General features: G+C 47.2%; 23 protein-coding genes. 6 read left to right on the forward strand and 17 right to left on the reverse strand.

The features are described 5' to 3' along the window. Positions 1-14 precede the first annotated feature (14 nt). Complete coding sequence (locus AC1XUF_RS13160; protein ID WP_483342264.1) at positions 15-2,264, reverse strand: FG-GAP-like repeat-containing protein; 2,250 nt, start codon at positions 2,262-2,264, stop codon at positions 15-17. A 118-nt stretch (positions 2,265-2,382) separates the two neighbouring features. Here AC1XUF_RS13160 and AC1XUF_RS13165 point away from each other — a divergent pair, with 118 nt between their 5' ends. The 3 genes from AC1XUF_RS13165 to AC1XUF_RS13175 all read left to right on the forward strand — a co-directional run bounded on the left by AC1XUF_RS13165 (position 2,383) and on the right by AC1XUF_RS13175 (position 5,068). Beyond that, the gene (locus AC1XUF_RS13165) at positions 2,383-3,687 is read left to right on the forward strand and encodes a UDP-N-acetylmuramoyl-tripeptide--D-alanyl-D-alanine ligase (RefSeq protein WP_483342265.1); all 1,305 of its coding nucleotides are present in this window, start codon (positions 2,383-2,385) and stop codon (positions 3,685-3,687) included. Positions 3,688-3,903: 216 nt separating this feature from the next. Beyond that, on the forward strand, positions 3,904-4,455 hold the full coding sequence (locus AC1XUF_RS13170; protein ID WP_483342266.1) for a peroxiredoxin: 552 nt from the start codon (positions 3,904-3,906) through the stop codon (positions 4,453-4,455). 22 nt (positions 4,456-4,477) lie between these two features. Beyond that, complete coding sequence (locus tag AC1XUF_RS13175) at positions 4,478-5,068, forward strand: carboxymuconolactone decarboxylase family protein (protein ID WP_483342267.1); 591 nt, start codon at positions 4,478-4,480, stop codon at positions 5,066-5,068. Positions 5,069-5,115: 47 nt separating this feature from the next. Here the strand turns inward: AC1XUF_RS13175 and AC1XUF_RS13180 are convergent, their stop codons facing one another. The 7 genes from AC1XUF_RS13180 to AC1XUF_RS13210 form a co-directional block, all read right to left on the reverse strand. Beyond that, entirely contained in the window at positions 5,116-5,934 is an 819-nt protein-coding gene (locus AC1XUF_RS13180; RefSeq protein WP_483342268.1) for a TapB family protein, read from the reverse strand. Between the two features lie 54 nt (positions 5,935-5,988). After that, positions 5,989-6,468 carry a hypothetical protein gene (locus AC1XUF_RS13185; RefSeq protein WP_483342269.1) on the reverse strand — a complete coding sequence of 160 codons (480 nt, stop codon included), beginning with the start codon at positions 6,466-6,468 and terminating at the stop codon, positions 5,989-5,991. After that, the gene (locus AC1XUF_RS13190) at positions 6,455-6,775 is read right to left on the reverse strand and encodes a hypothetical protein (protein WP_483342270.1); all 321 of its coding nucleotides are present in this window, start codon (positions 6,773-6,775) and stop codon (positions 6,455-6,457) included. The genes AC1XUF_RS13185 and AC1XUF_RS13190 overlap by 14 nt, the downstream gene beginning before the upstream one ends. A 10-nt stretch (positions 6,776-6,785) precedes the next feature. Then, a complete protein-coding gene (locus AC1XUF_RS13195; protein WP_483342271.1) occupies positions 6,786-7,508 on the reverse strand; it encodes a hypothetical protein in 723 nt (240 codons plus the stop codon). 4 nt (positions 7,509-7,512) lie between these two features. Next, positions 7,513-8,982 carry a PKD domain-containing protein gene (locus tag AC1XUF_RS13200; RefSeq protein ID WP_483342272.1) on the reverse strand — a complete coding sequence of 490 codons (1,470 nt, stop codon included), beginning with the start codon at positions 8,980-8,982 and terminating at the stop codon, positions 7,513-7,515. 263 nt (positions 8,983-9,245) lie between these two features. Continuing rightward, positions 9,246-9,968, reverse strand: a complete 723-nt coding sequence (locus AC1XUF_RS13205) for a LytR/AlgR family response regulator transcription factor (RefSeq protein ID WP_483342273.1) — start codon at positions 9,966-9,968, stop codon at positions 9,246-9,248. Between the two features lie 6 nt (positions 9,969-9,974). Further along, a complete protein-coding gene (locus AC1XUF_RS13210) occupies positions 9,975-11,075 on the reverse strand; it encodes a sensor histidine kinase (protein ID WP_483342274.1) in 1,101 nt (366 codons plus the stop codon). Between the two features lie 300 nt (positions 11,076-11,375). Here AC1XUF_RS13210 and ahcY point away from each other — a divergent pair, with 300 nt between their 5' ends. Continuing rightward, on the forward strand, positions 11,376-12,692 hold the full coding sequence (gene ahcY / locus AC1XUF_RS13215) for an adenosylhomocysteinase (RefSeq protein ID WP_483342275.1): 1,317 nt from the start codon (positions 11,376-11,378) through the stop codon (positions 12,690-12,692). Positions 12,693-12,766: 74 nt separating this feature from the next. On the opposite strand, the gene AC1XUF_RS13220 is transcribed toward ahcY, so the two are convergent. From AC1XUF_RS13220 to AC1XUF_RS13240, 5 genes are all read right to left on the reverse strand, one after another. Next, positions 12,767-13,636, reverse strand: a complete 870-nt coding sequence (locus AC1XUF_RS13220; protein ID WP_483342276.1) for a mechanosensitive ion channel family protein — start codon at positions 13,634-13,636, stop codon at positions 12,767-12,769. Between the two features lie 164 nt (positions 13,637-13,800). Then, on the reverse strand, positions 13,801-14,580 hold the full coding sequence (locus tag AC1XUF_RS13225; protein ID WP_483342277.1) for an SHOCT domain-containing protein: 780 nt from the start codon (positions 14,578-14,580) through the stop codon (positions 13,801-13,803). Positions 14,581-14,629: 49 nt separating this feature from the next. Beyond that, positions 14,630-15,715, reverse strand: a complete 1,086-nt coding sequence (locus tag AC1XUF_RS13230) for a M48 family metallopeptidase (protein ID WP_483342278.1) — start codon at positions 15,713-15,715, stop codon at positions 14,630-14,632. A gap of 18 nt (positions 15,716-15,733) precedes the next feature. Next, on the reverse strand, positions 15,734-16,693 hold the full coding sequence (locus AC1XUF_RS13235) for a YjgN family protein (protein WP_483342279.1): 960 nt from the start codon (positions 16,691-16,693) through the stop codon (positions 15,734-15,736). A gap of 394 nt (positions 16,694-17,087) precedes the next feature. Further along, the gene (locus tag AC1XUF_RS13240; protein ID WP_483342280.1) at positions 17,088-17,984 is read right to left on the reverse strand and encodes a helix-turn-helix domain-containing protein; all 897 of its coding nucleotides are present in this window, start codon (positions 17,982-17,984) and stop codon (positions 17,088-17,090) included. Between the two features lie 176 nt (positions 17,985-18,160). Here AC1XUF_RS13240 and AC1XUF_RS13245 point away from each other — a divergent pair, with 176 nt between their 5' ends. Together AC1XUF_RS13245 and AC1XUF_RS13250 are read left to right on the forward strand one after the other, a co-directional pair. Continuing rightward, positions 18,161-19,147, forward strand: coding sequence for an aldo/keto reductase (locus tag AC1XUF_RS13245; RefSeq protein ID WP_483342281.1), 987 nt, complete (start codon positions 18,161-18,163; stop codon positions 19,145-19,147). A gap of 97 nt (positions 19,148-19,244) precedes the next feature. Continuing rightward, the gene (locus AC1XUF_RS13250; RefSeq protein ID WP_483342282.1) at positions 19,245-20,045 is read left to right on the forward strand and encodes an aldo/keto reductase; all 801 of its coding nucleotides are present in this window, start codon (positions 19,245-19,247) and stop codon (positions 20,043-20,045) included. Between the two features lie 307 nt (positions 20,046-20,352). Here the strand turns inward: AC1XUF_RS13250 and AC1XUF_RS13255 are convergent, their stop codons facing one another. The 4 genes from AC1XUF_RS13255 to AC1XUF_RS13270 all read right to left on the reverse strand — a co-directional run bounded on the left by AC1XUF_RS13255 (position 20,353) and on the right by AC1XUF_RS13270 (position 26,387). After that, the gene (locus AC1XUF_RS13255; RefSeq protein WP_483342283.1) at positions 20,353-21,714 is read right to left on the reverse strand and encodes a TolC family protein; all 1,362 of its coding nucleotides are present in this window, start codon (positions 21,712-21,714) and stop codon (positions 20,353-20,355) included. Positions 21,715-21,748: 34 nt separating this feature from the next. After that, positions 21,749-24,874, reverse strand: a complete 3,126-nt coding sequence (locus tag AC1XUF_RS13260; protein ID WP_483342284.1) for an efflux RND transporter permease subunit — start codon at positions 24,872-24,874, stop codon at positions 21,749-21,751. Between the two features lie 13 nt (positions 24,875-24,887). Beyond that, positions 24,888-25,979 (reverse strand): efflux RND transporter periplasmic adaptor subunit, encoded by a 1,092-nt coding sequence (locus AC1XUF_RS13265; protein ID WP_483342285.1) that lies wholly within the window; start codon positions 25,977-25,979, stop codon positions 24,888-24,890. 132 nt (positions 25,980-26,111) lie between these two features. Further along, positions 26,112-26,387: an ArsR/SmtB family transcription factor gene (locus tag AC1XUF_RS13270; protein WP_483342286.1), complete on the reverse strand. Its 276-nt coding sequence runs from the start codon at positions 26,385-26,387 to the stop codon at positions 26,112-26,114. Between the last annotated feature and the right edge of the window lie 91 nt (positions 26,388-26,478).

Consider the following 26,478-nt stretch of genomic DNA (forward strand, 5'->3'; position numbering starts at 1 on the left):
GGGGTATCTACTTGCTATCTCCCCATTACCACCTTCTTCACAACCCTCAAATCCCCACTCTCCAATACCAGCAAATACAGCCCGGCAGGCCAGTTCAAAGTCGAGATTTCCTTTTCACGGAACGCGGTTACGGGCTGTCCAGGGAGCATTTTCTGACCGCTTGTATTCAAAACCTGCAGGTTGCCCGCTCTGGACGATAGTATCTTGAAATAGCCGGAAGCAGGATTGGGATATACTTTAAAATCGTTGTTCAATGGCGGCTCAACACCCGTGACCGTAACCGGCAACACATTGTTTAACAGCCGGATACCTCCTGCATTGTTTCCAATGGCCAGATCAGGCTTTTTGTCCCCGTTCAAATCACCCACGGCGAGCGCCAGATAATTCCCGAACTCAGCGACAAATCTTTTTCCATTGATTTCAACCAGCGAATCTGCTCGCTGCGTCCATTTGCCCCATTCGGCGTTATGGAATATGCGGACGTTCCCGGTATGGTCCACGGTGGCGAGATCGGGCAGGCCGTCGAGATCAAAATCTGCAACGGCGACTTGCGGGGAGCGACCTGCAAAATTGATACCCACACCCGCAAACGCATCTGTTTCCAGCTTGAAGGCAAATTGTTTGTTGGTACCGGTGTTGGTATAGTAAAAAATATTGCCCTGACCCTTTCCCACCAGCAAATCCAGGTCGCCGTCGCCGTCGGCATCATAAAAGTAGGGCGAATCGCCAGTCAGCGATTCAGCCGGCATCGCGATCGTCACTGCATCGGCTGCGTTCAACTGGGCTGCCGCACCTGCCACAGCTTTATTGGGGATGTATCGGTATTCCATTTTGAGATCATTGGTGGAAGTACCGGCGAAACCCAGATCCGCCACGCCGTCACCATTGAAATCCGCCCATTGCGGTTTGATGTTGTAGAGAGAAAAGCTGGAAAGGAAGCTGAGATAGTTATCAGATTCCAATGTAAACTTGGGGGCGGATGCGCTGCCTTCGTTTCTTAATAACCACAAACCTCCTTTAAAACCACTGGTAACAGGTGTCCCGCCGGTACCGATCAGCATGTCAAGGTCACCATCACCGTCGATATCAAAAAATGCAGGTGCTGAATTCTCTCCCACATCGATCATTTGATCCTGAAGGAAGTTTTTTTGCACCAGCTTAAAATCCGGCTTGGCAGTAGTCCCGGCATTATGGTAAAACCAGCCGCTTGATTTGAAATCCGTCTGGTTCAGGTCATTGGCTGAGACGCTGGGGGCAATCAAAAGGTCCTTCACTCCGTCAAAATCAACATCTTCCAGAAAAGCGGCCGGAAAAATGTGCAGCGAGACAGGATCTGCCGCCGGGTAAGTATTGGTATAACTGACGTAATTGGCGATAATCCCCGCAGCCGAGTTGGTCAGCAACGAAATGTGCTCGTTGCTGACATGGCCTACGAGCATGTCTTTTGTTCCATCGCCATTCAGGTCCTGCAATACAATGGAGTTTCCGGCATGCATAACCCGCCCACCCGGATTGGCCACTACGCCGCAATTGTCCCCGAAAATAAAATCCTCGCCGTTCCCCTTGCGGAAATTCCCCCAGCAATCGCCGTTCCGCTGAAAAATAGGCGCTGTGGGCATACCTAAGCTATCGCGTACGCCAAACTTTTCCATGCTCAGGTTCTGATGGAGCTCAATGTAGGTGCCCGAAAAATCGAATGTCAGCAAATCCAGGTCGCCATCGTCGTCGATATCGGTAATACCCGGGATATCCGTACCTGAAACCTGAAGATTGATATTCCCCGAAAATCCTTTGGTATAAAGCGCGTCGCGCATCAGCTTCCAGGCCCATCCACTGCCCGACCTGACCTGCTGATAAACCGTGATGCCCAACGAAGTGCTGGTGAACAAATCTTTAAGCCCGTCGCCATTGTAATCGGCAAGAATGATCCAGTTATCTGCGGGCGGAAAAAGCGTCTCATAATAAGGTGCATGCACGAAAACTTTCCTGCCCGCATTGGCAGGGTCCCCCGCGGCTACAAAGGTGGTGACTTTGCTGTTGGTACGGTCGTACACGACCAGGTCTTCGTCCGCATCATTGTTGAGATGCATTTTTAGAAATTGGGAAGCGTTCAATCCACCCGCCCAGGGATTGACCATCTTCTGGCCTTTGGAAGTAACCACTGTGAGGGTATCCGGTTTGAACCAGGCTTGCTGAGAACAGGCGTTGGAAACGGTCAGTATGAAAAGAATCAGGAAGGCAAACGAGGTAAATTTGGTTCGCATCGTTGAGGAATAATCTATTAGTTTTGCAAGATTCCGCGGACGCCGCGCGGGGCTACTGTATTTCGCTCCCAAACCTAACGAAATATGCGCCTTTAACTTTATAACGCAGGAACAATTCATGCATATTACCACTGAAACGCTATATCAGCTCTTTTTGAAGGCCGGGAAAATATCGACCGACACCCGCCAGATCACGCCGGGAAGCATTTTTTTCGCATTGAAAGGAGATAAGTTTGACGGCAACCAATATGCCGCGGAGGCGCTGTCGAAAGGTGCAGCTTATGCAGTGGTCGACGATGAAACGGTGGTGGCCGATGAGCAGTTTTTATTAACGCAAGATGTATTGCTGGCTTTGCAGGACCTCGCCCGGCACCATCGTAAAACCTTCACTTTCCCGGTGGTCGCGCTGACCGGTTCCAACGGAAAAACAACTACCAAAGAGCTGATTGCAAAAGTGTTGTCCATGAAATACAATACCTATGCGACCAAAGGAAACCTCAATAACCACATCGGTGTGCCGCTGACGATTCTTTCGATCGATCCGGTGAAACACGAAATGGCCGTCATCGAAATGGGCGCCAATCATCAGCAGGAAATCGCATTGCTGAGCTCGATTGCACAGCCCACTCACGGGCTGATCACCAACATCGGCAAAGCGCACCTGGAAGGCTTTGGCGGGGTGGCAGGGATTATGAAAGGAAAGGGTGAATTGTTTGACTTCCTTTCCAAAAAGAAGGGTACCGTGTTTGTAAACTCCAGACAAGACGTGATCATGGATATGGTCAGCAAGCGCCGGGCCTTTGGCGAGATCGTATTTTACTGCTCCGAAAACAGCCCGGTAAATCCGGAGCTCTTACAGGAAAATCCTTTTGTGGTTTATCAAAACAAAGGAAAAAAAGTAACGACGCACTTACCGGGAAGCTACAATTTTGATAATATATGCGCCGCACTGGCCGTAGGGAAGCATTTTGAAGTTTCGGATGAAGATGCCAATGAAGCGGTGGCTACTTACCAGCCGGATAACAACCGCTCCCAGATCGTGAAGAAGGGAACCAATACGGTTTTCATGGATGCCTATAATGCCAACCCTTCTTCGATGGCCGCCGCGATTGCCAATTTTGCGAAGCTCGACGCGCCCCGCAAAATCCTGATCCTGGGCGATATGTTTGAGCTGGGCGATGCCGCGCCGGAAGAGCACCTGGCACTGGGTAAGCTCATCGCCGCAGAAAAGTTTGATATCGTAATCCTGGCCGGAAAACTGATGCAGCACGCATTGCCCGTACTTCCCAAAGCCTACTACTTCCCCGACAAGTTTTCATTGCATAACTGGATTATGGACAACCCGCAGGAAAATACATACTTTCTGATCAAGGGTTCACGCGGTATGTCGCTTGAAACAGTGCTTGGCGTGATGGCGGACTGATCCCATATTAGAAGTAAATGTGAGTAAAATTATATTGGGAGAATTGATACATATATCGAAAAAATTGATAACAATCTCAATTCAATCAATAAAACTAAATTCATTTGTTTTAAACAACTCTTTCCTGTGATTGTACCAGGCTGGAAGTTGCCTTGACCATCGGGCGTTTGTAGTTTTGTACACCAAAAAATACAATTTATAAACAAACGAACAATCATGGCTAATAGACTCTTATCCGTGGGATCGACATTCCCCGAGTTCAAAAAAACTTCCGTAGTATCTCTTGAAAAAGGAAATGAATTCTACGATATTACCTCAGAAGACCACAAAAATGCTGAGAAATGGATGGTCATGTTCTGGTGGCCAAAAGACTTCACTTTCGTTTGTCCTACTGAAATCGCTGAGTTTGGAAAGCATGTAGATGACTTCTCGGACCGCGATACCATGTTGATCGGTGCTTCTACAGACAGCGAATTTGTTCACCTTGCATGGCGCAAAAACCACGACGATCTGCGCGACCTGCGTTTCCCGATGCTTGCCGACACATCCAAATCCCTTGCAGAAGAGCTGGGTATCCTGGAAGCCAATGAAAAAATTGCCTACCGCGTAACTTACATTGTTGACCCACAAGGAATTATCCGTTGGGTTAGTGTCAACGACCTTTCTGTTGGACGTAATGTAAATGAAGTAATACGGGTATTGGATGCATTGCAAACTGACGAACTTTGCCCTTGCAACTGGGTAAAAGGAGAGGCTACTTTGGCTTAATCCAACCCTAAAAATCAACGAAATGTATCCATTTGCAACCACGGGAAGCACCAAAGATTCCCTGTATAAAGAGGTTAACCTGCCCGCCGGATTCGAAAGCGTGCTGATTAACAAACTGGCAGCGCTTGACCACCGTTATCTGAAAGACCTGAAAATCAACGTTGGTAACGTGCTGAAATCGCAGACGTTGAACAAAAAAGAAGCCTTACTGATCGCGTTTGCGGTGGCTGTGAACGAGAAAAATACGGCTTTGATCGCAGCCATCGAAGAATTGGTGAAAGGCGAAGGCGCAGACGAAAAGGAGATCGCGGAGGTTACAGCCTGCGTTTCGCTGATGAATGCCAACAATGTTTTCTATCGTTTCAGGCATTTCATGCACAAGGAATTTTATGACAATGCACCTGCTGGTATCAAAATGAGCATCATGCTGAACCCGGTGCTTGGCAAAGAGTTTTTTGAATTGCTAAGTCTTGTTGTTTCGGCATTGAACGGCTGCGAAATGTGCGTAACCTCGCACGAGCAGTCGGTATTGAACCATGGCGGGACCCAGGCACGTATATTCGATGCAGTTAGGATCGGCAGTATCTTTAAGAGCTTTTCCGTTCTGATTTAAATTTTTGAGGGCGGGACTTACTAGTACGGCAGGTCCCGCCTGTCTTTTTATTTGTCAATTTTCTGCAGTTCGGTAGTGGTAACATCAGAGCCGGAAGCTTCTACGGACTTTACAATCCCTACTCCCGGGGCTGTCCAAACTGTTACGGTGTAAACAACCGAGCTTTCTTCAGGAGCGGTCTGATCTGTGACCAGCTTGGTATGAAGTTCATAGCTATACAGCCACTTGCTGCAATTGAATGTTCCTGCCGGCGTGGTAATGCTTTCTTCTTTTATCGCTTTTCCATCTTCATATTGCAATGTACAATCCAGTTTAGCGGAAATCTGCTCATCTTCACCAACCGGAATAGTCAGGTCCAGGTGCATTTTGATGGGCTGTTTGCTGAAAGTCACTTTGCTATCGACCGTACCCTTGTTCTCGAATACCTGAACCTGCGGAAAACCGGATAGTTTGTAGTCTTCTATATAGGCAAACTCGCGGACATACTGTTCCAGAGCTTCGAGGCCAGACGGAACAGACAATTCATTGGTGGTGAACCCATTACGACTGAACGCCCTGTAATTCAATGTGGTTGTGCCCCCCTGGTCGCTCATGACATTTTCGATATTGAAAACCGGGATCCCAACAGAATCCTTCACACTTTTAACTCGTACTACCGAGTTGCTTTCAGCACCTTCACTGTCTTCAATTTTGTAAGTGTAAGTCTGATTTTTATCGGGGATCAACGCTTTTTCTGTGTTTTGCGGATTCTCCTCGGGATCAACATTCTTGTCGTCCTTACAGGAAATCAAAGTAAGAAGGGCGAGTGTCAAAGGCAGCACAACCGCCTTTGACCACCGCGTTATGCAGGATATTTTATTTAACATGGTTTTTGGATATAATAAAAAGTTGAACTATTAACAATAAACGTACACGCGTCCTTACCGGACTTTCAGGACAAGCTGTAGCATCAGCAGGAAGAATCCAGCCATGGAAAGGTAGCCTCTGATAAAAATGAATTTCAGCCATTCGGCCCGGGCGTTCGTGTAGCCGGTTGGGGTATTGAGCAAATCGCTGTTGATCAGTTCGTTCACGGGTTCACTGAATTTTACGATCAGCACCATATCCGCTATGAGCAGCAGAAACGCGAGGAAAACCGGCCCGTAGGAAAGAAAGCCGCCCGACTTATCCGAAATGAGCAGCCATAGAAAGAGGACGCCCAGTGCAGAAAAATACAGTCCTTTGAATCTTGGTCTCACAACCGGGTCAACCGCTTTACGTAACTCGATAAAATGATCGGCAGAGATCTGAAACAATGCTTTGCCAAAGCCAAAATGGTAAAACGCGCCCTGGGCTGCGATGAAGAAATAAAGCACAACTCCTGTCATCCGGATGAACGGCACCAGGTCAATCGATTTCATAAAGCTTTGGTAACGTTTTAATGGTCGAATCTTTTGCGAGCTCGGTTTTGAGCCTGCTGTTCAGGTACTTTCTAACGGTCAGTTTCGAGATATCCAGCTGATTTGCCTCGACCGTTTCGGAAACGAGGTAGTTGCTGTTGGCGTAGTACTTTACAATCGTTTTCTTTTGGTCAGGTGTTGTTTCGGTTACCCAAAACCCAGTTTCGGGATAGGGCTGCCTCGATGACCTGTTTTGTCCGGAAAAAATCGGCACCAGGTTGGCCACCGGTAGCAAGGCTGCCAGCAGAGATATTTTTATGATTTTCATGGCTAAATATTTATTTGATAAAAAACTGGCTGAAAAGCGTGCTGCTTTGATGCTCGTACCAATGAGTTTTGACCAGATTCCTGATCACTACCAGGTGAGCACATACAATCATCGGGATTACCGCGCCGGGAAGAAACACAAACGGAAAATGCAGCGCAGCCATGTTGGGTTGTTCAAATGCAAGGGTCTGAAAAAAATAAGGGGCCGACAAAATGGATTTCAAGGCTACATTCATGAGCAAGCCAAGGCTTAAAATGTTCCATATCACCACCAATCGCCAGCGTATTTTCCCTTTCAGTATCCCCCAATAGTAAATGAACGGGGCCGTTACGCCCGAAATGATATCCAGGTTACCTCCCCCGAAGGTCATTTCACGGGGCACCAGGTCTCCGAGGTACAGCCAGTACAACACCACTTCCAGAGGCGCCCGTACAACATGTATGACCGTGAGCAGATGCAAGTCCATCCTGTCCACGAGTGCTTTCCCGGGCCTGGCCAAAAAGAGCCAGGCCATCGACAGAACAGGCGGGACCATCACTAAGACGAGCCGGGGGACATATGTATTTGTGATCGTGTAAAAACCGGAAGCTGAAATACCACTTTGCAACGCTACCCATACCACTAGCGCAATCACAAACCCTTTTACATGATTGATTGCCTGATAAAATGTAAAAACCGCGAGGAAGGCGATCAGCCCGAAGATCAGGCTGACGCAAAGGTTAAAACTTCCCATACTTCTACTCTTTCAGAAGCTTGCCTTCCGCATTATCGGCAAAGGTGTTGACTGTTTCAACATCCTCATTGATGCTCGCCTGGTAGTTTACAAAAATCCCGTAACCGCCGCTGCCCGATATTTTGGAGTGCTTGATCTGCATTCTCGCCTGGCCGCCGTAGACGGCAATGTTGACCTTTTTACCTGAAACAAGCGCCGTGCTCCCTCCTCCCGATATTTCCGCATATTCGAAAACATTGAGATTGCTGGTTGAAAAGCAGATCAGTCCTCGCCAATAAGCTGCTGAGTTCTCCGCGCCTTTGATGATGATTTTGGAAGCCTGCGTTCCCACTGCATTGAGGTACCCGTTGTCTACAGACAGGCGTGCGCCTCTCGACATTTCGATCACTACGCCGGGCATCAGCTTCCAGTTAGCGTCGCTCGTCAGCGATTCCAGGATGCGGTAAGGCGTTTTGTCTTTAAAACCCCTCCATACAACTTCGGCGGTGACATTCTTGGGCAAGGCCGACGCATACACTTCCACCACATTACGCCCGTTTCCATTGGTGAATACCGAATTGTAATCCAGGTTTTCCACATTCGCCGCGTCGAGATAAATACCCGCCTCCGCATTATCCTTGAAAGTATTCCTCAAAAATCCAGACAGAACCGCCCCTGACTGGACAAACAACCCATATCCCGCATTGTTTTCAAACAATGAACTTTTCACGGAAAGTTCTGCTCTTGAGCCACCCAAAACACCTACTGCTGCGTTGGTCAGGCTATAAATTGGCTTGCTTCCTGTGTGCAGCACTTGCACCCATTCGAGCAGGTTGGCACTGCTCGACGACCGTACGATCACACCGGTCCAGAACCCTTTTGTGGCCTCTTTTCCGATCAGCCGGATGGGTTTCAGCGTATCGCCTTTTGCAATCAGGACGCCCCCGTTGTCATTTACTTCCAGCCTGGTGTCCCGTGCAAAGGCAATAACCACACCCGGTTTCAATGTCAGTTCCGCGTTCACAACCACATTGGCATTGACAATGTAATCGGGGAAGGCGGGGTTATTTATCCGGTCTTCCAAAATGGTCTTTGTCTTGATATTTGTCTCAAGTACGATTGGCTCAATGGCCGTGGCCGTGATCAGGACTTTGTCTTTGCTCTCTCCGCTGGCATTGCTGATCGTCAGTTCCAGCTCATACTCACCCGGGATATCTGCGGTGAAAGTAGCTTTGCTGGTGGTCGGGCTGCTGAGGTTTATCGTGCTGCCGGCAGGTTTCTTTGAAAAAGCCCAGCGGTAATCGAATGGCTTGTTCTCTTTATCCGTGGAGCCGCTGCCGTCCAATGTGACTACATCCCCTACTTTTACATTCTGGTCGGCCCCGGCTTTCGCTGTAAGTGTGTTACCCGGTTCTACGACTTCGTCTTCCTTACAACTTGCAAAAAACAGCGCGAAGGATAGCGCTGCGAGCAGAATTGTTTTACTGTTCAACATGGTTGATTATTTTCAATGGCTAATAAAACTGACAATGCCATTTGCAAATGGCGCTGCAATTTTAAGCCTAAAACAGAAGGGAAAAGCAGTGCAGAAGCGTAGTGTCGATCAACAGCATCATTTGTCGACAAACGCCGTTATCCGTTCGCTGAAGCGAACGGACATGGATGGCCGCCATCGGCTTCAATGGGCTGTGGCGCTAAGGCGCCACAGCCCATTGATCTTTTGCCGGGGGCTTGAGCCCCCGGACATTTTGATAAAAATCAAAATGTCAGTTTGAATCTTCTTTGGCAGTCGTTTCTGAAATTGCGGCCGATGGGGAGTTCTTTGCCTTCGATTTCGATTTTGTGGGAGTGGTAGCTTTGCACTTTATCGACTGATACAATAAAAGAGCGATGTACCCTGATGAAGCTGTCCTCGGGCAAAAGCTCTTCGAGCAAGCTAATTTTTTGCTTGGATATCAGCACTTTATCTTTCAAAACAACTTTAATGTAGTCTCGCAGGCTTTCTATCCAGTAAATATCATTGACATTCACTTTCACCATTTTACGGTCTACTTTAAGATACAGAAAAACATCTTTATTGCTAACTACATTTTTTTCGACCACCGAGACTGGCTGATTGCTCATATTCAAGCCGGTAAAGACCTTGTCCATTGCCCTCAGAAAGCGCTCAAAAGGAATCGGTTTCAGCAGGTAGTCCACCGCATTCAGGTCGAAGCCTTCCACGGCATAATCCTGGTAAGCGGTGGTAAAGATGACTTTTGGCGGGTTTTTGAGGCTTCTGAGCAGATCCGTACCTTTTAGGCCTGGCATTTTGACGTCCAGAAACATCAGGTCGACCTGGTTTTGCTGCAAAACCTGAAATGCCTGAATTGCATCCTGGCACCGCGCGACGATCTCAATCTCGTTGAAATTGCCGAGATAGTTATCCAGAACCTCAATTGCATGCGGTTCGTCATCTACCAAAATTGCCCTTAGTGCCATCGTCTTTTATATTTCCATTCGTTTATCCAATTCAATTTCCAGGATCACCGCAAACACATCGTCTTCCTCCAATATCCTCAGCTGATACGCAGAAGGGTACAAAATGTCCATCCTTTTACGAACATTGGCCAGTCCAATGCTTACATGATGTTTTCTGTCGTCCTTCACGACCGCTTTTTCCGGTCGGCTATTGGCTATCTTGAATTTAAGTAAATTGTTTTTAACCCTTAAATCAATGTTGATCCACGCCTGCCCTACCTGTTCGCTCGCGCCATGTTTGAAAGCGTTTTCAACCAATGGAAGAATCAGCAAGGGAGTGATTCGCTGGTTACTGGCCAGTCCATTGATGCTAAAATTAATGTCGAGCCGCTCTCCATACCTGATTTTTTCAAGCTCAATATAACTTTCCACAATGCTTATATCCCTTTGAAGATCAACAACATCCGTATTGGCTTCATACAGCATATATCTCAATATTTCCGCCAGTCCCATCACGACGGAAGGTGACTGGGGATTTTGCGTAAGGGTTAATGCATAGAGGTTATTAAGTGTGTTAAATAAAAAATGAGGGTGCAGCTGCCCTTTCAGGAAATTCAGTTCTGCTTCTATGGCGGCCTGCCTCCTTTCAAACCACATTTTGAAAAATTTGATTGACAATGCGATCCAGACAAAAATGTTGGTCTGCTCAAAGGCACTGATCAGGTATACAGGCTTGGTCAGCTGATGCACAAAAGTCCCGTCCAATTTCTTCCATACAAACGTCGGATCGTTCCTTTTTACAGCTGCATAAATAATCGGATCCGCGACCAGGATTTCCACCAGCCGGAAAGCGAGCGTTGAAAGCAGCACACAAAAAATGATACTGATACCGACTTCCAAGTACTTTTTCCGATTGAAATACCGGGGGATAATGACGTAACCAATGCTATAAAAGTAAAAGATATGGATCGGCAGAAAGAGGGCAACAATACGCAGCGCCAGCCCGTAATCCGGCATACCTGTTCCATAAATGAATGTCAGCACAAGCAGTACTGCCCCCCAAAACATGATGTGCAGTAAAAGTCTTTTGGGGGCAGAGGAAAAGAATATCGAAACCTTAGGGCGCATGAACAAATATAATTAATTGACAACCCAAAATTTTGAAACGAAACCATTGTCGACAGATGCACCGGTATCGTCGACGAACAACAGCCTTCTGAGGCAATATTTTCTGGTCAGGACAAAATATCTATCAGAGGTAGGTTTACTCTTCTGACTTAGTGTCAAAGCGTTAGGTTACGAGCCGATATTAGATAATTTATCCAATTCTTTAAGCCAAATCACAATTTGTATCTGCTTTTCTTCCCGTCGGTGGTTTTTCTACTTAGTTTTGTAGCATAATCAAGAAAATAACTAAACTGTAAAATAATGGCAACGTCAACCGAAACGTACATTCCTTACAAGGTAAAAGACATCTCGCTGGCCGAATGGGGCCGCAAAGAAATTACATTGGCAGAAGCAGAAATGCCGGGCTTAATGGCGATCCGCGCTGAATACGGGCCATCTCAGCCATTGGCGGGTGCACGTGTTGCAGGTTGCCTTCACATGACCATCCAGACTGCAGTATTGATCGAAACATTAACCGCATTGGGTGCGGAAGTGACGTGGTCGTCGTGTAACATCTTCTCTACACAGGACCACGCAGCGGCGGCAATCGCAGCAGCAGGTATCCCGGTTTACGCTTGGAAAGGAATGAATGAAGAGGAATTCAACTGGTGTATCGAGCAGACCCTTTTCTTCGGAGAAGACCGCAAGCCCCTGAACATGATCCTGGACGACGGCGGTGACCTTACCAATATGGTTTTTGACGAATACCCCGAGCTGATCGAAGGCATCAGAGGTCTTTCGGAAGAAACAACAACCGGCGTTCACCGCTTGTACGAGCGTTACAAAAACGGCACCCTTCATTTGCCGGCGATCAATGTGAATGACTCGGTGACCAAATCTAAATTTGATAACAAATACGGCTGCCGCGAATCGCTTGTAGATTCAATCCGTCGTGCAACAGACTTGATGCTTGCCGGTAAGGTAGCAGCAGTAGCAGGTTACGGTGACGTAGGTAAAGGTTCTGCCGAATCCCTTCGCGGAGCAGGCTGCCGCGTATTGGTAACCGAAATCGATCCAATCTGTGCGCTTCAGGCCGCCATGGACGGTTTTGAAGTGGTTACCATGGACGAAGCTGCCAGCCGTGCGAACATTTTTGTAACTGCAACTGGTAACTACAAGATCATTACCGAGGCGCACTTCCGCAAAATGCGTGACAAAGCGGTGGTTTGCAACATCGGCCACTTCGACAATGAAATCGATATGGCCTGGTTGAACAAATCATACGGTCATACCAAGTCGCAGATCAAACCGCAGGTTGATATTTACAACATCGAAGGCAAAGACATTATCGTACTTGCTGAAGGACGTTTGGTAAACCTGGGCTGCGCAATGGGCCACCCATCCTTCGTGATGTCATGCTCTTTCTCTAACCAGACTTTGGCACAAATCGAACTTTGGACCAATACTGCGGCTTACGAGAAAAAACTTTACGTACTTCCAAAAGCATTGGACGAAAAAGTAGCTGCTTTCCACCTGGCCCACGTAGGTGCGAAACTGGACACTCTGACTGAGGAGCAAGCTGCGTACATCGGCGTGTCAACAACCGGACCGTACAAAGCGGAGACTTACAGATATTGATATCAATTGAGGTTCATATTAAAAATGCCTGTTTCATTTTTTGAGGCAGGCGTTTTTGTTTACGGTTGCAATGATCATTCGGCCACCCCTTTCCCGGGCATTACTTCCACGGCCCTCACCGGCGTCGGGAATGCGATGCCATTCTCATCAAAAACCCTTTTTACGGCCTTCATGGCAATACTTTTCGCCGGGCCGGGGCCTATTTTATCCTGGTTGATCCAGAACAGGATTTCGAAATCGATGCTCTTTTCGCTGAACCGTGTGAAGTTGAGTTCGACTGGTTTTAACTTATTTAAAAAATCCAGTTGGTTGATGACAGAAAGCGCCAGATTTTCCACGATTCCCAGGTCATCTTTATAGCCGATACTGCATTCCATCTGCACGCGACGTTCGCCGGAAAATGTGAAATTCACAATAGGTTTCTGAAAGATATCCTTACTCGGCAGTTCCACTTGCTGTCCGGCGAAATTATCCAATTTGACAGACCGCAGCCCAATCGATAATACCTTACCCGTATAACCATTGGTTTCAATAATGTCCCCCACTTTGATCGGTCTCTGAACCGCAATAAAAGCCCCAGAAATGAAGTTGGTGGTCAGGTCCTGAAATGCAAAACCGAGTGCAAGCGCCAAAACACCTGCGCCAGCCAGCAACGATGTGACTGTCTTATCAAGTCCCATTATGCCCAGTGCAAAGAAAAGGCCCGTCATCACGATGGCTATTCTGGTGATGGCCGAAATCAGGCTGACCAACGCTATATTCTGGGAGGCGCGACCTAAAATCTGCTCCATGATCCGGCTTACATATTTTGCCAAAACCCTGAAAACCACCAGAATTATGATGGCCATGATCAGGTTGGGAATCACCTTGACGGACTCTACAAACCATCCATCCAGCTTGATGGCGATGGGATCAACTATTTTTGAAATCTGCGCAAATATCATTTCTACAATCAAGAGATTACGGCTTGACGCTTGCAAATAAAGGAAAATTACATTGGATTGGTACGACCGTCAGTTGGTAAACGTCTTAGTATTCTCCAGATTGCCATATCAACAATCAGGCCCGAAAATTTTCCGGGCCCAACCAAAATGACATCAGGTCAAAATTATAATCTTGCCAAAAGCTCCTGCTTTTTGGTTTTAAACTCCTCTTCCGTAATCTGCCCTTTCTCAAAAAGTACACTGATTTTTTCGATCGTGGAAATAACGATATCCTGAGGGCTTCGGGATGTTTCGGAATTCCGGAGGTCGGCATTTGAAGTTACATCGTACGCAATTTCCGGCGTGGCCTGCATTTGGGCGCTTGGCTCTGAAATGACTGATAAACTGTTGATATCCACAGGCCCCTCCTGGCTGGTAAACTTGTAGGAATTCCCTGATCCCTGCTGCTGCGAAATACCGGTTATCTGGTGATGTTTGGTATCGTAAATGGTCCTTTTACCATCTTCCTCGATAACCAGGCGCCTCACTGGCCCAAAATAGGCATATTTGAAGTTATTCTGTGAACCGCTGGATGTTGGATTCCCAAATACGGACGGCCAGGAGCTGCCTGAATGGCTGGAAAAACTCCCGCTTGTATGTTTCTTTTCAACATCCAGGTTTTCAGCTTCCGCAAATAAAATTCTCGTAGTAACAATAGAGGACAACTCGCTGGCAAGTTTATCAACAGTCGTCTTTAATGAACTGTTGAACATATCTCCTACCATTGTCATACCACCTTTCATCCATTGCCCGGAACCTCCAAGTTCAGGAATATTAAATTGTGCCATGGTTCCGCCACCGTTGATAACCGCCTTCAACATGGTTTCAACGGTCTCTGTTTTAAGGTTATATTTTGCAGCCAGGTCCTTGATATATTGCTGCCCTTCTGTTGTTAGTGCTTTCATGATGTATCATTTCTTTTATAAGTAAGTCACAAAAATAATGCCATACCCATTAAGACTTGTTGAATCTGATCTTCTGCCACTTATGCTGCAGAACCGACTGATCTCTGATATTGGTCTGCTCCCGGGCGAGCGCTTTGGCATGCTGTATCCTTTCCTGGTTGAGCGGGTGGGTGCTCAAAATCCTGAAGTTACCCACATCCCCTGCGTGGCTTTCCAGCAATTGGAATAAATCTACAAAACCTTTCAGGCTAATTCCGTCGCTCTGGAGCGTTTGCATGGCACGGTGATCGGCCTCCGTTTCCAGATCCCGGGAATAAGTAAGATTGACCAGCATATTGGAATTGTCGGCCAGCACTGCCACGATGCCATTTACATCACTGATTACCAATGAAATAAAAAGATAGCCGGCCAGGCTCCTGAACATACTTTTCAGGGAATGGCGGTATTGAACGTGGGCTACCTCGTGCGCTAAAAGCGCCGCCAGTTCTTCTTTGGTCTGCATCCCTTCCAGTATCTTGTCATACACGACAATGTGCCCTCCCGGCAGTGCGAAGGCATTGGCCTGGTCTTTCTTTACGACAGTGACTTCGATTGGATAAGTGGTTCTGAAATCAATAGATTGGACGAAATCATTTACCCGTGCCGTGAGGGTATCGTTCACCTGGTAGTCCGAAATCATATGATCATAGAGCGCTTCACCGAGCTGTGCTTCCATACTTTGAGGAACACGTGACGCAATTTGTTCAGCCAAAAAGGGAAGTGCAAACCAATATGAGCAACCCAACAGCACGATCGTTAACGCGGCCAGGCCGATCACCAGCGTGTTGGTCTTCCTGAAGATACCGGATACGTTTTTTTTGAAAAATACCCGCGAAGGATACTTTTCTTTTAAAACAACGGGCAGATTTTTTTCTTTGGTTTCGATGGTCTGCTGTGGAAAACCACCATATCTGAGAATATAAAGCGTGGTAAAATTCTGATCGGCTTTAATCTGGTCGAGTTCCCATTTCACAGATTGCAACTCGTCATCCTGATCCACATAGTGGATCAGCCAATAATCCGGCATCAAAGTCAAAGTAGCATCGTGGGCAATAGAGCGCCTCCCGTCGTGATACTTTACACTAATATTCAACATGAAATAGGGTTGGTATTTCTAAACAAGCCCAATATCGATGATATCGGCCAGATCTTCACCTGTGGCATCCGTATAATTCTCTTCGGTCTGCCGGATTGCGTTTACATTGAGAGAGCCTTCGATCTGGATATGTGAAAAAACAAAGCTGAGCGCACGTACGATGGCCCAGGGCGTGCCCAATCCCAATGTGAGTAAAATAATGAGTATGTTCCCAAAGATCAGTTTGAAATAACCGCCAGCCGTCGCATTGGAGCGGAACACGATCCGGTTGTTATCCTGGTAAAGCCGGATGTTATCGACATAAAATGCAAACAGGTCTTTGGCGTACCAGAAAGAATAGATCCCCAATGTAAACAATGACAGGAAATATCCCTTGACATTTAACCAAAAGAACGCTGCTCCTTCTCCTTCATAAGAAAAGGTCAGGTTCCCGAAACGGAGGTTTTTGAAAATGTATTTACGGATTTCGACAATAAACCAGAAGGCATAAATGCCCAATGTGAAAATGGATAACAGACTGCCGATCACAAACATGGTCACAAATTCTTTCAGGTTGCCGCGGTAACCAAAATGAATGCCGCGCCAGGAAGATCTGGACATTCGGTACCGCATGGAGCCGTGAATAGCGACCGGAATCAGCAAAAGCAATGCAGCATAGAAAACGAGGAGCCCAATCGAAATGATGACAGGGTTTCTGGAAAAAATGGCCCCGATCAGTATGCCGTAAATAACCAGAATAATGGCGATGGCCTTGATGAAACCAATGAACATTTCCCTCCCTGTCCCATGAAAGGTAAACCGGCTGCCATCAAACTCGGATTCCTCATATACATATTTCAAAAGCGCCGCTTTCGCCCAAGGGTAATATAGGCCGAAGGTGAAGACTGTGAGCAGGATATTGACAATATAAATCCCGAATAGTTTCGTCCCTTCGCCATGAAAAGAGACCTGAAGTGTGGGTTTGTAATGCTGTTCCATATTTGATTTGTCTGATGGGAGATTAAACCAAATATAAAATTTATTGTGAAAAATATACCTTTTCAATGTTCCTGCGAGAGAGAAACGGCAGAATAATTATCCTGCGGTTTATAAAAAAATGAGTTGTGGATCTTGTCAGATGAAGATCGACGGTTTACGCTCGAGTGTTGAGTGGGTGGCCAGCGCTGCATAGGCCACCCAGGCGATAAATGTTTTCAAAGTACTTGTTGCCCGCTGAGGTGGTAAGGGATCTTCATGCACATCATCTTGGAGGTGGAGATGGCAGGCTTTGTTGGCTGTGCGATGAGCCCCGGTCCGGACGGCAAGTTCAGTTGGTGGATCTTTTCGAAGCGATGTGAAAGTCATCTGAAAATGATATTATAAACGATTTCATTTAATTCATCATCCGGTAATCATGAGGTGTAACACCTGTTTTTTGTTTGAACAAACGGGTGAAATGCTGCGGGTATTTAAAGCCCAATTCATAGGCAATTTCACTCACGGATTTATCCATATCAAACACTCTCTCTTTCGCCACATCGATCACTTTTGACTGAATGTATTCCTGAGCAGACCTGCCGGTTTCTTTCTTCACCAGGTCACCAAAATAGTTGGGTGATAAATGCAGGGCTTCGGCGCAATAAGCGACGGATGGTAAGCCTTCGTTCTCCGGTTTGTCGGTAGAAAAATAGTCTTTCAATAAATATTCAAACCTTTCGAGGATTCCTCTGTTCGCATTGTCGCGGGTAATGAACTGGCGGTCGTAAAAACGGATGCAGTAATTGAGCAGCAACTCGATGTTGGATGCAATCAGTGTTTTGCTGTGCTTGTCTATATTTTGATCAAGTTCATACTCGATTTTTGAGAAACAATCCATTACGATACTCTTCTCTTTATCCGACAGGTGAAGCGCTTCATTTACGTCATACGAAAAGAAAGAGTACTCCTGAATGTGTCTGCCCAGCGTAGTGCCGTTGATCAGGTCGGGATGAAAGAGTAATGTCCAGCCTTTCGGCGCAAATGGTGCTGCGCCAGGCTGCACACCTAAGATCTGCCCGGGCGCTACAAATATCAGGCTTCCTTCCTGGTAGTCATAGTGCGTTCGTCCATAGCGCAGCTGGGCAGAATGATGTTCTTTCAGAGCCACCGCATACAAACCAAAGTTAAATGATTTGGCGGGCATTGCTTTTACCTTCGAAGCGTCGATTACCGTAACCAGAGGATGTTTGGTTGTTACACCACGCATGGTATTGTACCGGGCAATGCTGTCAATTTTTACAATCTCTTCCATACCTACATCTTTCTCTTACCTTAACTTTTATCATTACAAAATTACAGGTTCTGTTGCGCCTTTGTCATACCTGTCTTCGCAATCAGTAATAATGGTAGGGAAACCCGTAATCTGTATACAAAGCGGCTCGCACTCCCTCCACAATTTTGCGACAGTAAAACATTCAAATATTCAACATGAAAACACGACCATTAGGAACCTCAGGATTAGAAGTGTCTGAACTTGGTTTCGGCTGCATGGGATTAAGCCATGGATATGCCAACCAACCGGACCGGAATGAAGCGATTCGCGTGTTGCGCGACGCCGCGGAACAGGGTATCACCTTCTTTGATACTGCGGAGGTTTACGGCCCTTATACCAACGAAGATATCGTTGGAGAGGCTCTGGAGCCTTTCAAAGGCAGGGTGGTGATCGCCACCAAATTTGGATTCAAGAATGGTTCGAACGCTGAACTTGACAGTCGCCCGGAAACCATCCGCAAAGTAGTGGAAGCATCACTCAAACGCTTGCGCATCGATACGATTGATCTCCTCTACCAGCACCGTGTGGACCCGACCGTCCCCATAGAGGATGTGGCTGGCACCGTGAAGGATCTTATTACCTCGGGTAAGGTGAAGCACTTCGGGCTATCCGAGGCTGGGGTCAGCAACATTCGCAAAGCCCACGCCGAGCAACCCGTGACGGCGCTGCAGAGCGAGTACTCCCTCTGGTGGCGTGAACCCGAAGAAAAGGTCTTTCCTGTGCTGGAAGAACTGGGGATCGGTTTTGTGCCCTTCAGCCCACTCGGCCGGGGCTTTCTGACCGGAAAAATAGCTGTCGACACGGTCTTTGAAAAAGAAGATGGCCGGAGTTACTTCCCCCGTTTTCAGAAAGAAAACATGGAAGCGAATCAGGCCTTTGTGGACATCCTCGACCGCGTTGCGACGGAGAAAAGAGCTTCCGCCGCGCAGGTGGCGCTTGCCTGGATCCTGGCACAGAAGCGATGGATCGTTCCGATCCCGGGTACCACGAAATCGGAACGTGTAAAGGAAAATATCGGAGCTGCGGTTCTGGATCTTTCACCCGCTGAGCTAAGCACGATCACCCGGGGTGCAGATAACATTGAAGCCAGGGGCGGCCGGTATCCGGAAAGTCTGGACAAGGTGATAGACCGGAAAGCTTAGGCGATTGGGCGACCCCGGTAGCTGGGCTCCGTTCGCAGAGCCTGCTACCGGGATCTGTAGCTAAGCAACATACTTCAAGTTGTTAAAATTTAGGACGATGAACATTACATTAAATAACGGCATCAAAATGCCGCTGCTTGGTTTTGGCACTTACTTGCTTCGGGACGGTTCGGCGTGTGAGCAGTCTGTGCTAAATGCTTTAAATATTGGCTACAGACTGATCGACACGGCTGCGGCATACTATAATGAGGAATCGGTCGGCAGAGCGATCAAAAAAAGTAATGTCAAACGAGAAGAAATCTTTGTGACTACTAAATTTTTGCCAGCGGATCCCGGGTATGAAAAAGCAAAGCGCGCATTTGAAGCATCCCTACAAAAATTGGGTCTTGACTATATTGATCTGTACTTGATTCATCTCCCGCAGGGAGACATCAATTCCTCGTGGACAGCCATGGAAGAATTGTATAAAGAAGGTAAAGTGAGGGCTATAGGTGTAAGTAATTTCAATATGGATCAGATTCAGCACTTGCTTAAGCAGCATCGTGTGATACCGGCAGTTAATCAGGTGGAGACACATCCATTTTCCCAGAAAACGGAAATGCAGAAAGCTTTGAAATCTCAAGGCATCCAGCTGGAGTCATGGGCCCCCTTTGCTCAGGGCAAAAACAATCTTTTTAACAATGAACTTTTAAAAGGGCTTTCAGGCAAATATAACAAGAGCATTGCCCAGGTGGTTTTACGATGGCTAATTCAGAAAGAAGTCGTGGCTATTCCGAAATCAGCGGATATGAAAAGAATACACGAAAATTTCAATGTCTTTGACTTTGAGTTGTCCTCCGATGACATGACAACTATTAAATCGCTGGATAAAGGTACCGGACTGATTTATCATGTTTGAAAGACGTTTGAAATCAGCAAGCAATAAAACTTCGTAAACTTCATTGCAACTTTTCCATCGTGGAAGTTTGCTTTATTTCATGGTTTTCATCGGTTTAATATCCGGTTGCTACATTTAACCGATGGCCTCAATTTGGGGGAGTATTAAGGCTGATCAGCATAACAGTAAAATGGGTTGATGACAATCGCCGTTTGTTATCAACCCATTTTCGCATAAATCCCTTACCGACAACCCCTGGCTCACCCGTAAGAACCCGAATCCAGGTTAAATACACAACCAGATTCCTTTTAAGGTAAAGCGGCAAACGTTACCAACCGGTTTTGGCGTTGCCAGTTACCCGGTCCAATTCAATTTTGGCTGATAGATAGTCGAAAACGGATTCGAGGTAATTGGCTTTGGCGGTAGTCAGGGCCAGTTCGGCGTCAGTTAGCTCCAGCCGCGATGCGACACCTTTTTCGTACCGATACCTGGTAATGGAATAACTCAGTTCAGCCGTTGCTGAAACTCCCTGCTGGGTTTTGATCCTTTCTGATGTTTCGATAAGGCTGGCCAGGATTTGTTTGACCTCCGTTTTCAATTGTTCTTGCGCATTGCGATAGACTAAATCCGCTTGTTGTCTTTCAATTTTTCCCAGCGCAATACTGTTCACATGCTGGTTTCCGCTAAAAATCGGGATCGCAAACTGGATACCAGCGAAGAAAACCGGCGGATAATCTGCGTTGCCAAACCTGAATTGATTGGTTTGGGTGTTCAGCTGGTACTGGCTTACAAAATTCACGACTGGCAATCTGGCCGAACGGTACAGGTCAATTTCCTTGTCCGAGATTTCTTTATTCAATGTCAGAATTTGTAAATCGGGGCGTTGCTGAATGGATAATCTATAAGTGCCCGCTTCGGAAGGGATCGAATCCGCGGAGCTCAGTTCCAATGAATCGGAAAGCACATATTCGGTCTCGGAAACGTCACCGAGCAGGTTTCGTAGTTGCTGCTGACTGACCTGTACCGCATAAGTAAGTCTCAAAACGTCCGGTTCGAGGTTTTTGACCAGCGTATAGGCCCGCAACGTATCCACCCGCAATGCTTTTCCCTGGGCTAAGAGATACCTGGAATCCGCCAATGCCTTCTGGTTACGAAGAATGCTCTCTCTTTGCAGCTTAAGACGCTCGCTGAGAACCAGCTGCCGCACATAATTCTGTCTGACTTGCGCAACGACATCAATTTCCTTTTCCTGGAATATCAGCTTGCTTTGCTTTTCCACCAATTTCCTTCGCTGAACTTCATGTCGCGCGCCCGAATTGTAAATCGGCTGCACCAATGAAAGCATTGCGCCAGCCTGGTCTTCACCGCCAAAGCGGGCATAGCCAATCTTTTCGGAAGATGACGAATTCCCATTGAGGCCAAAAAAGACGGGTTTCTGGAAATAATGTTGAAACTGGCCGGTGAGGCTGATATTCGGCATTAACAAACCCTGTGTAACCGCCGTTTGCTGGGCCGATTTGCGGATCCCCATCGAATCGATCCGCAGGTCGCGGTTATGATTTTTAGCGGCTTCAATGGCTTGCTCCAAAGATAAGGTTTGTTTCTGCCCCCAGCTAAAAAGCGGGCTGAGGGCCAGGATAAGGCCCAATAGCTTTATCCTGGTATATCTGTCTAACAATGTATTTTTCATGATTGATATGTGGTATTCATGTTCCTTTCTGGAATTAATGTGTGTGCAGCAAAGCTTCCTCTGATTGTGGAACAGGCCTTGCATCGTCGCGTTTCCGCAATGGTCTTGATAAGTAGGAATAAATGGACGGGATCACATAAAGCGTCAGCACCCCGGCGAAGATCAGCCCGCCAACGACCACAATTCCAAGCGATTGGCGACTTCCGGATGATGTTCCGAGTGACAATGCGATCGGTAATGTTCCGAAAATCATGGCCAGCGTCGTCATCAAAATCGGGCGGAAACGGGAAACCGCCGCTACTTTGGCCGCCTCAAATGTGGAGGTGCCTTCTTCCTTACTTTGGTTTGCAAATTCCACGATCAGGATACCGTTTTTGGTGATCAGACCAATGAGCATGATAATCCCGATCTGGCTGAAAATATTCACGGTTTGGGCAGTAAACCAGAGACTTAACAATGCGCCTGTCAAAGCCATCGGCACGGTGAGCAGGATAATAAACGGATCGACCAGACTTTCAAACTGGGCAGCCAACACCAGGTAGATGAGCACAATCGCAAAAATGAACGCAAAGATCAGGCTCGAACTGCTTTCGGAGTAATCGCGGCTTTGCCCTGCCAATGCAGTTGTAAAACCTTTTGGAAGTTCTTGGGAAGTGATTTTATCCAATTCCTGGATCGCTTCTCCCAAGCTTACCCCTGCCGCCGGTGTTGCTGAAATCGTAGCGCTGTAAGACTGATTATATCGGTAAATCGCTGGCGGACTGATACCCTCATTTTGTTTGGTTACATTATCCAGTGAAACCATTTCCCCGCTGCCCGATTTGAGATACAGAGATTTCAGGTCGTAAGGTGCGGACCGGTCCTCGCGCTCCAATTGGCCGATCACTTCGTATTGGCGATCGTTGAAAATAAAGTAACCATACCTCCTGCTGCTCAATGCCAGTTGCAAAGTCTGACCAATATCCTGGGTTGAAATTCCCAACTGGGCCGCTCGCTGGCGGTCGATGCTGATACTGATTTCGGGGCGGTTGATTTTAAAATCCGCATCGGCAAAATTCAGCTTTTTGCTGCTTCCTACCTGAGTCATCAGCCTCGGCATCACCTCGATCAATCCTTTCAAACTCGGCGCCTGGATTACATATTGGACAGGCTGCGTATTTCCATAACCGCCGATGGTAGGTAACTGGATAGGAATAATCAGTACGTTCCTGAATTGCCGGGTAGCCATCACCAGTTTCATGAAGATCTGCGCCTGTGTTAAGCCGCTTTTTCTGTCCTTCGGCTCTTTCAAAAATATCCACTGAAAACCACCATTCACTGGTTGGGCCAAAGTACCTCCCGCTGCGGCAACAGCAGTGTAAGTGCGCTCCGCATTGAGATCGGGAATGGAATCGCTGATATAATTCCCAATTTCCTTCATGCTGGCCTCCATACTTTCGTAGGAAGTACCTTCAGGCGCGATCACCGCGAGCCCGATCATCGACCGGTCTTCCAGCGGCGCGAGTTCGGAAGGCAGCTTCGGCGCGAGCCAGTAAGCCACCCCAAATGATACGAGCAATAACACCACACCGAGCCAGCGAACTTTCATAAATGCCGACAATGAGCGTGCATACGCATTGTTCAGCGCTACGAACCAGGGTTCTGTTTTCTTATAAAGCCAATTATGGGAGGTTCCTGATCTGAGCAAATAAGCGCTCATCATCGGCGTAAGTGTTAATGCTACGAAGGCTGAAACCGTGACTGAACCAGCCACTACAATTGCAAATTCTTTAAACAAGCGGCCTGTTAATCCGCCTAAAAACAAAATCGGGAGGAATACTGCCACCAATGTGATGGTGGTGGAAATTACCGCGAAGTAGATTTCATTGGAACCCTGCCGCGCCGCCTGGATCGGCGACATGCCTTCCTCGACCTTGCTATATATGTTCTCCAAAACAATGATCGCGTCATCGACCACCAGCCCGATCGCAAGTACCAGCCCGAGCAATGTCAGCACATTGATCGAGAAGTTGGCAATATACATAATGAAAAAGGCCGAGACGATGGAAACCGGGATCGCGAGCAGCGGGATCAATGTGCTGCGCCAGTCTCTCAGGAACACGAAAATGATCAGGGATACCAGGGCGAAAGCAAGTAATAATGTTTCCTCAACTTCTGATAATGAGTTTCTTACCGGAACTGTAAAATCTTTCCCCAAAGCGATCTCATATTCTTTCGGGGCGGTTTTCTGGATTTCTTCAAAACGTTTTTTGAATTCGTCCACGATCGCCAGCGAGTTGGCGCCACGCTGCGGGCTTACGCCCGTTCCCACGCCATAATCAGCTCTTTTTCCATTATAAATGATCATCGCGGTACGCTCGTTTTGCGAAGACATAATCGCCTCGCCCACATCTTTGAAGCGAACAATGGCGCCTTCGCTTTCCCGGATGATCATGTTATTGAAATCGTCTTCTGTCACCAATCTGCCTTGGGTCCGGAGGGTCACTTCCGTGTTTTGTCCTTCAATCCTTCCGCTTGGCAAATCCACGTTTTCACGCTGCAATGCTTTTTGAATGTCAATTGGGGTCAAACCATAGGCAGCCAGCTTGACCGGATCCATCCGTAAACGCATCGCCCGTTTTCTTCCTGCATAGGAATCCACGAGACGAACTCCCGGGATCGATTGCAGACGTTCTTTGATGTTGATATTGACAAAATCCGTTACGTCTTCCAATGTTTTGGTCTTGCTTTGAACCGTCAAAAACACCAGGAAATCGGCCGGGCCTGCTTTTTCAACAATGGTAGGCTCGATATCCGTGGGCAATTGCTGACGTGATTTGGAAACTTTATCCCGCACATCGTTGGCAGCTGCTTCCAGGTCCGCATTTAGTTCAAATTCGACGGTGATTATGCTCACCTGTTCACGGGAAGTAGACGAAACCGATCTGATCCCGTTGGCTTCCGCAATGGCTTCCTCCAAAGGTTTGGTCACCTGCGAGGCAATGATATCTGCACTGGCGCCCGGATAAACCGTGGTTACCATCACAATCGGGGAGTCTGTGACCGGATATTCCCGGGTTCCCAGATAGGTGTAGCCAACGATACCGAAAAGGATAAGCAGTACAGACATGACCCCGGCCAAAACAGGCCGGGAAATACTTACTTGAGAAATCGCACTCATGCTGAATAGATTTTTAGTGAACGGAAACCAATTGGACGTCAGCGCCAGGTGTCAGGCGAAGCATATTGCTTGTCACGATCGTATCGCCAGGAGCAAGTCCTTTGGTTACATGTACCGAATAAGCATTGCGCTGCCCGATTTCAATCGGTTTGAAATTGGCTTTATTGTTATTGACTACAAACACGCTGTATCCTTTTGAAGAAGGGATGAGGGCCTGGTTAGGCACCATCAGCGCGTTACCGGTGCTACCTAAACGCAGGGTAAGGCGGGCACTTTGGCCGGGCAACAGTTCGCGGCTGCTGTTATTGCTCACGGCGCGCACCAGGAGCGTACGGGTCTGCTGGTTCAGGCCAGCCTCATGCGCGATGATGGTTGCGGTGTAAGGTTTTTCATTGGATTCTACATGGTACTCCACTAAATCTCCTGCCTTCAATGTATTGGCATGCTTCTCTGGAATGGCAAAATCGATTTTGAGACGGGTATTGTCTGTGAGCTGGGCAAGCGGGGCGCCCGGTGTAACATAAGCGCCGGTATGCACATTCACAATACCCAGGTTTCCGCTGAAAGGCGCCCGGATGCTCGTCTTGGAGATCATCACTTTCAGCTGGTCAATTTTTGCCTGGATCACTTTCAGATTTGTAAACGCTTCGTCATAGTCCTGTTGTTTGGCTGCCTCGTTGTCAATCAGATCTTTAAACCTTTTTTCATTCAAAATCACCAGTTTCTCCTGTTGTTTCAATTGTTCCAGTTCAGCGATCAGATCGGCGTCGTCCAGCTTAAACAGGACCGTCCCCGCTGCGACTGCTTTTCCTTCTTTGGCGTAAACCGCCGTCACCTTGCGATTGAGCTCGCTGGCAATACTTACGTCCTGATAAGCCAGTAGGGTACCCGATACGATCATCTCGTCACTTAATGATTCAGAGTGAAGGACCTGAGCATCTACTGGGACGCCCACAGCCGCAGCAACACTTGGTTTTGAGGCTGTATGCCCTTTCTTGGGCACGCCATCTTTAGAGGTATATCCTTTGAAGAATACGGAAAGCAATATCACGCCGGTAATAATAAGTCCCGACACGATCTTTGCGGATTGGATGGTCTTTTCCATAAATTGATTAATTTAAATATTTGAATGTATCGATTTGTTTAGTTCGAGAGGCGGGCAGATCTGGCCTTGCCGGGTTACACACCTTTCATAAATTAATATATCGAAATGTATCGATGTATTTGGGTAAAAAATTTAAACTTTAAGCGTATTCAGAAATTGAACGTAGTCGTCGAGCACAGCCTGGTTCAGTTTATATTTTACATTTCTTCCCTCTTTTTCAACGAAAATAAGATCTGCGTCTGCTAGTTGTTTAACGTGATGTGAAATAGAAGGCTGGGCCAAATCAATAAAGTCGGCGATTTCGTGACAGTACAGACAATCCTCCTTCTGACGTAATTGTTTCAAAATCAGAATACGGCTGGGATCACTCAATGCCTTCGATATCCGCTCTACTTGTCGAACCTCCATGCCAAGATATATTGATAGATTTAAATATATTGAACTGTACAGTGCCTACATTACAAGACGGAATCAGAAATGATTCCCGGGAGTTGAAAAT

Source organism: Dyadobacter sp. HNCC25DJ185 (assembly GCF_056895195.1).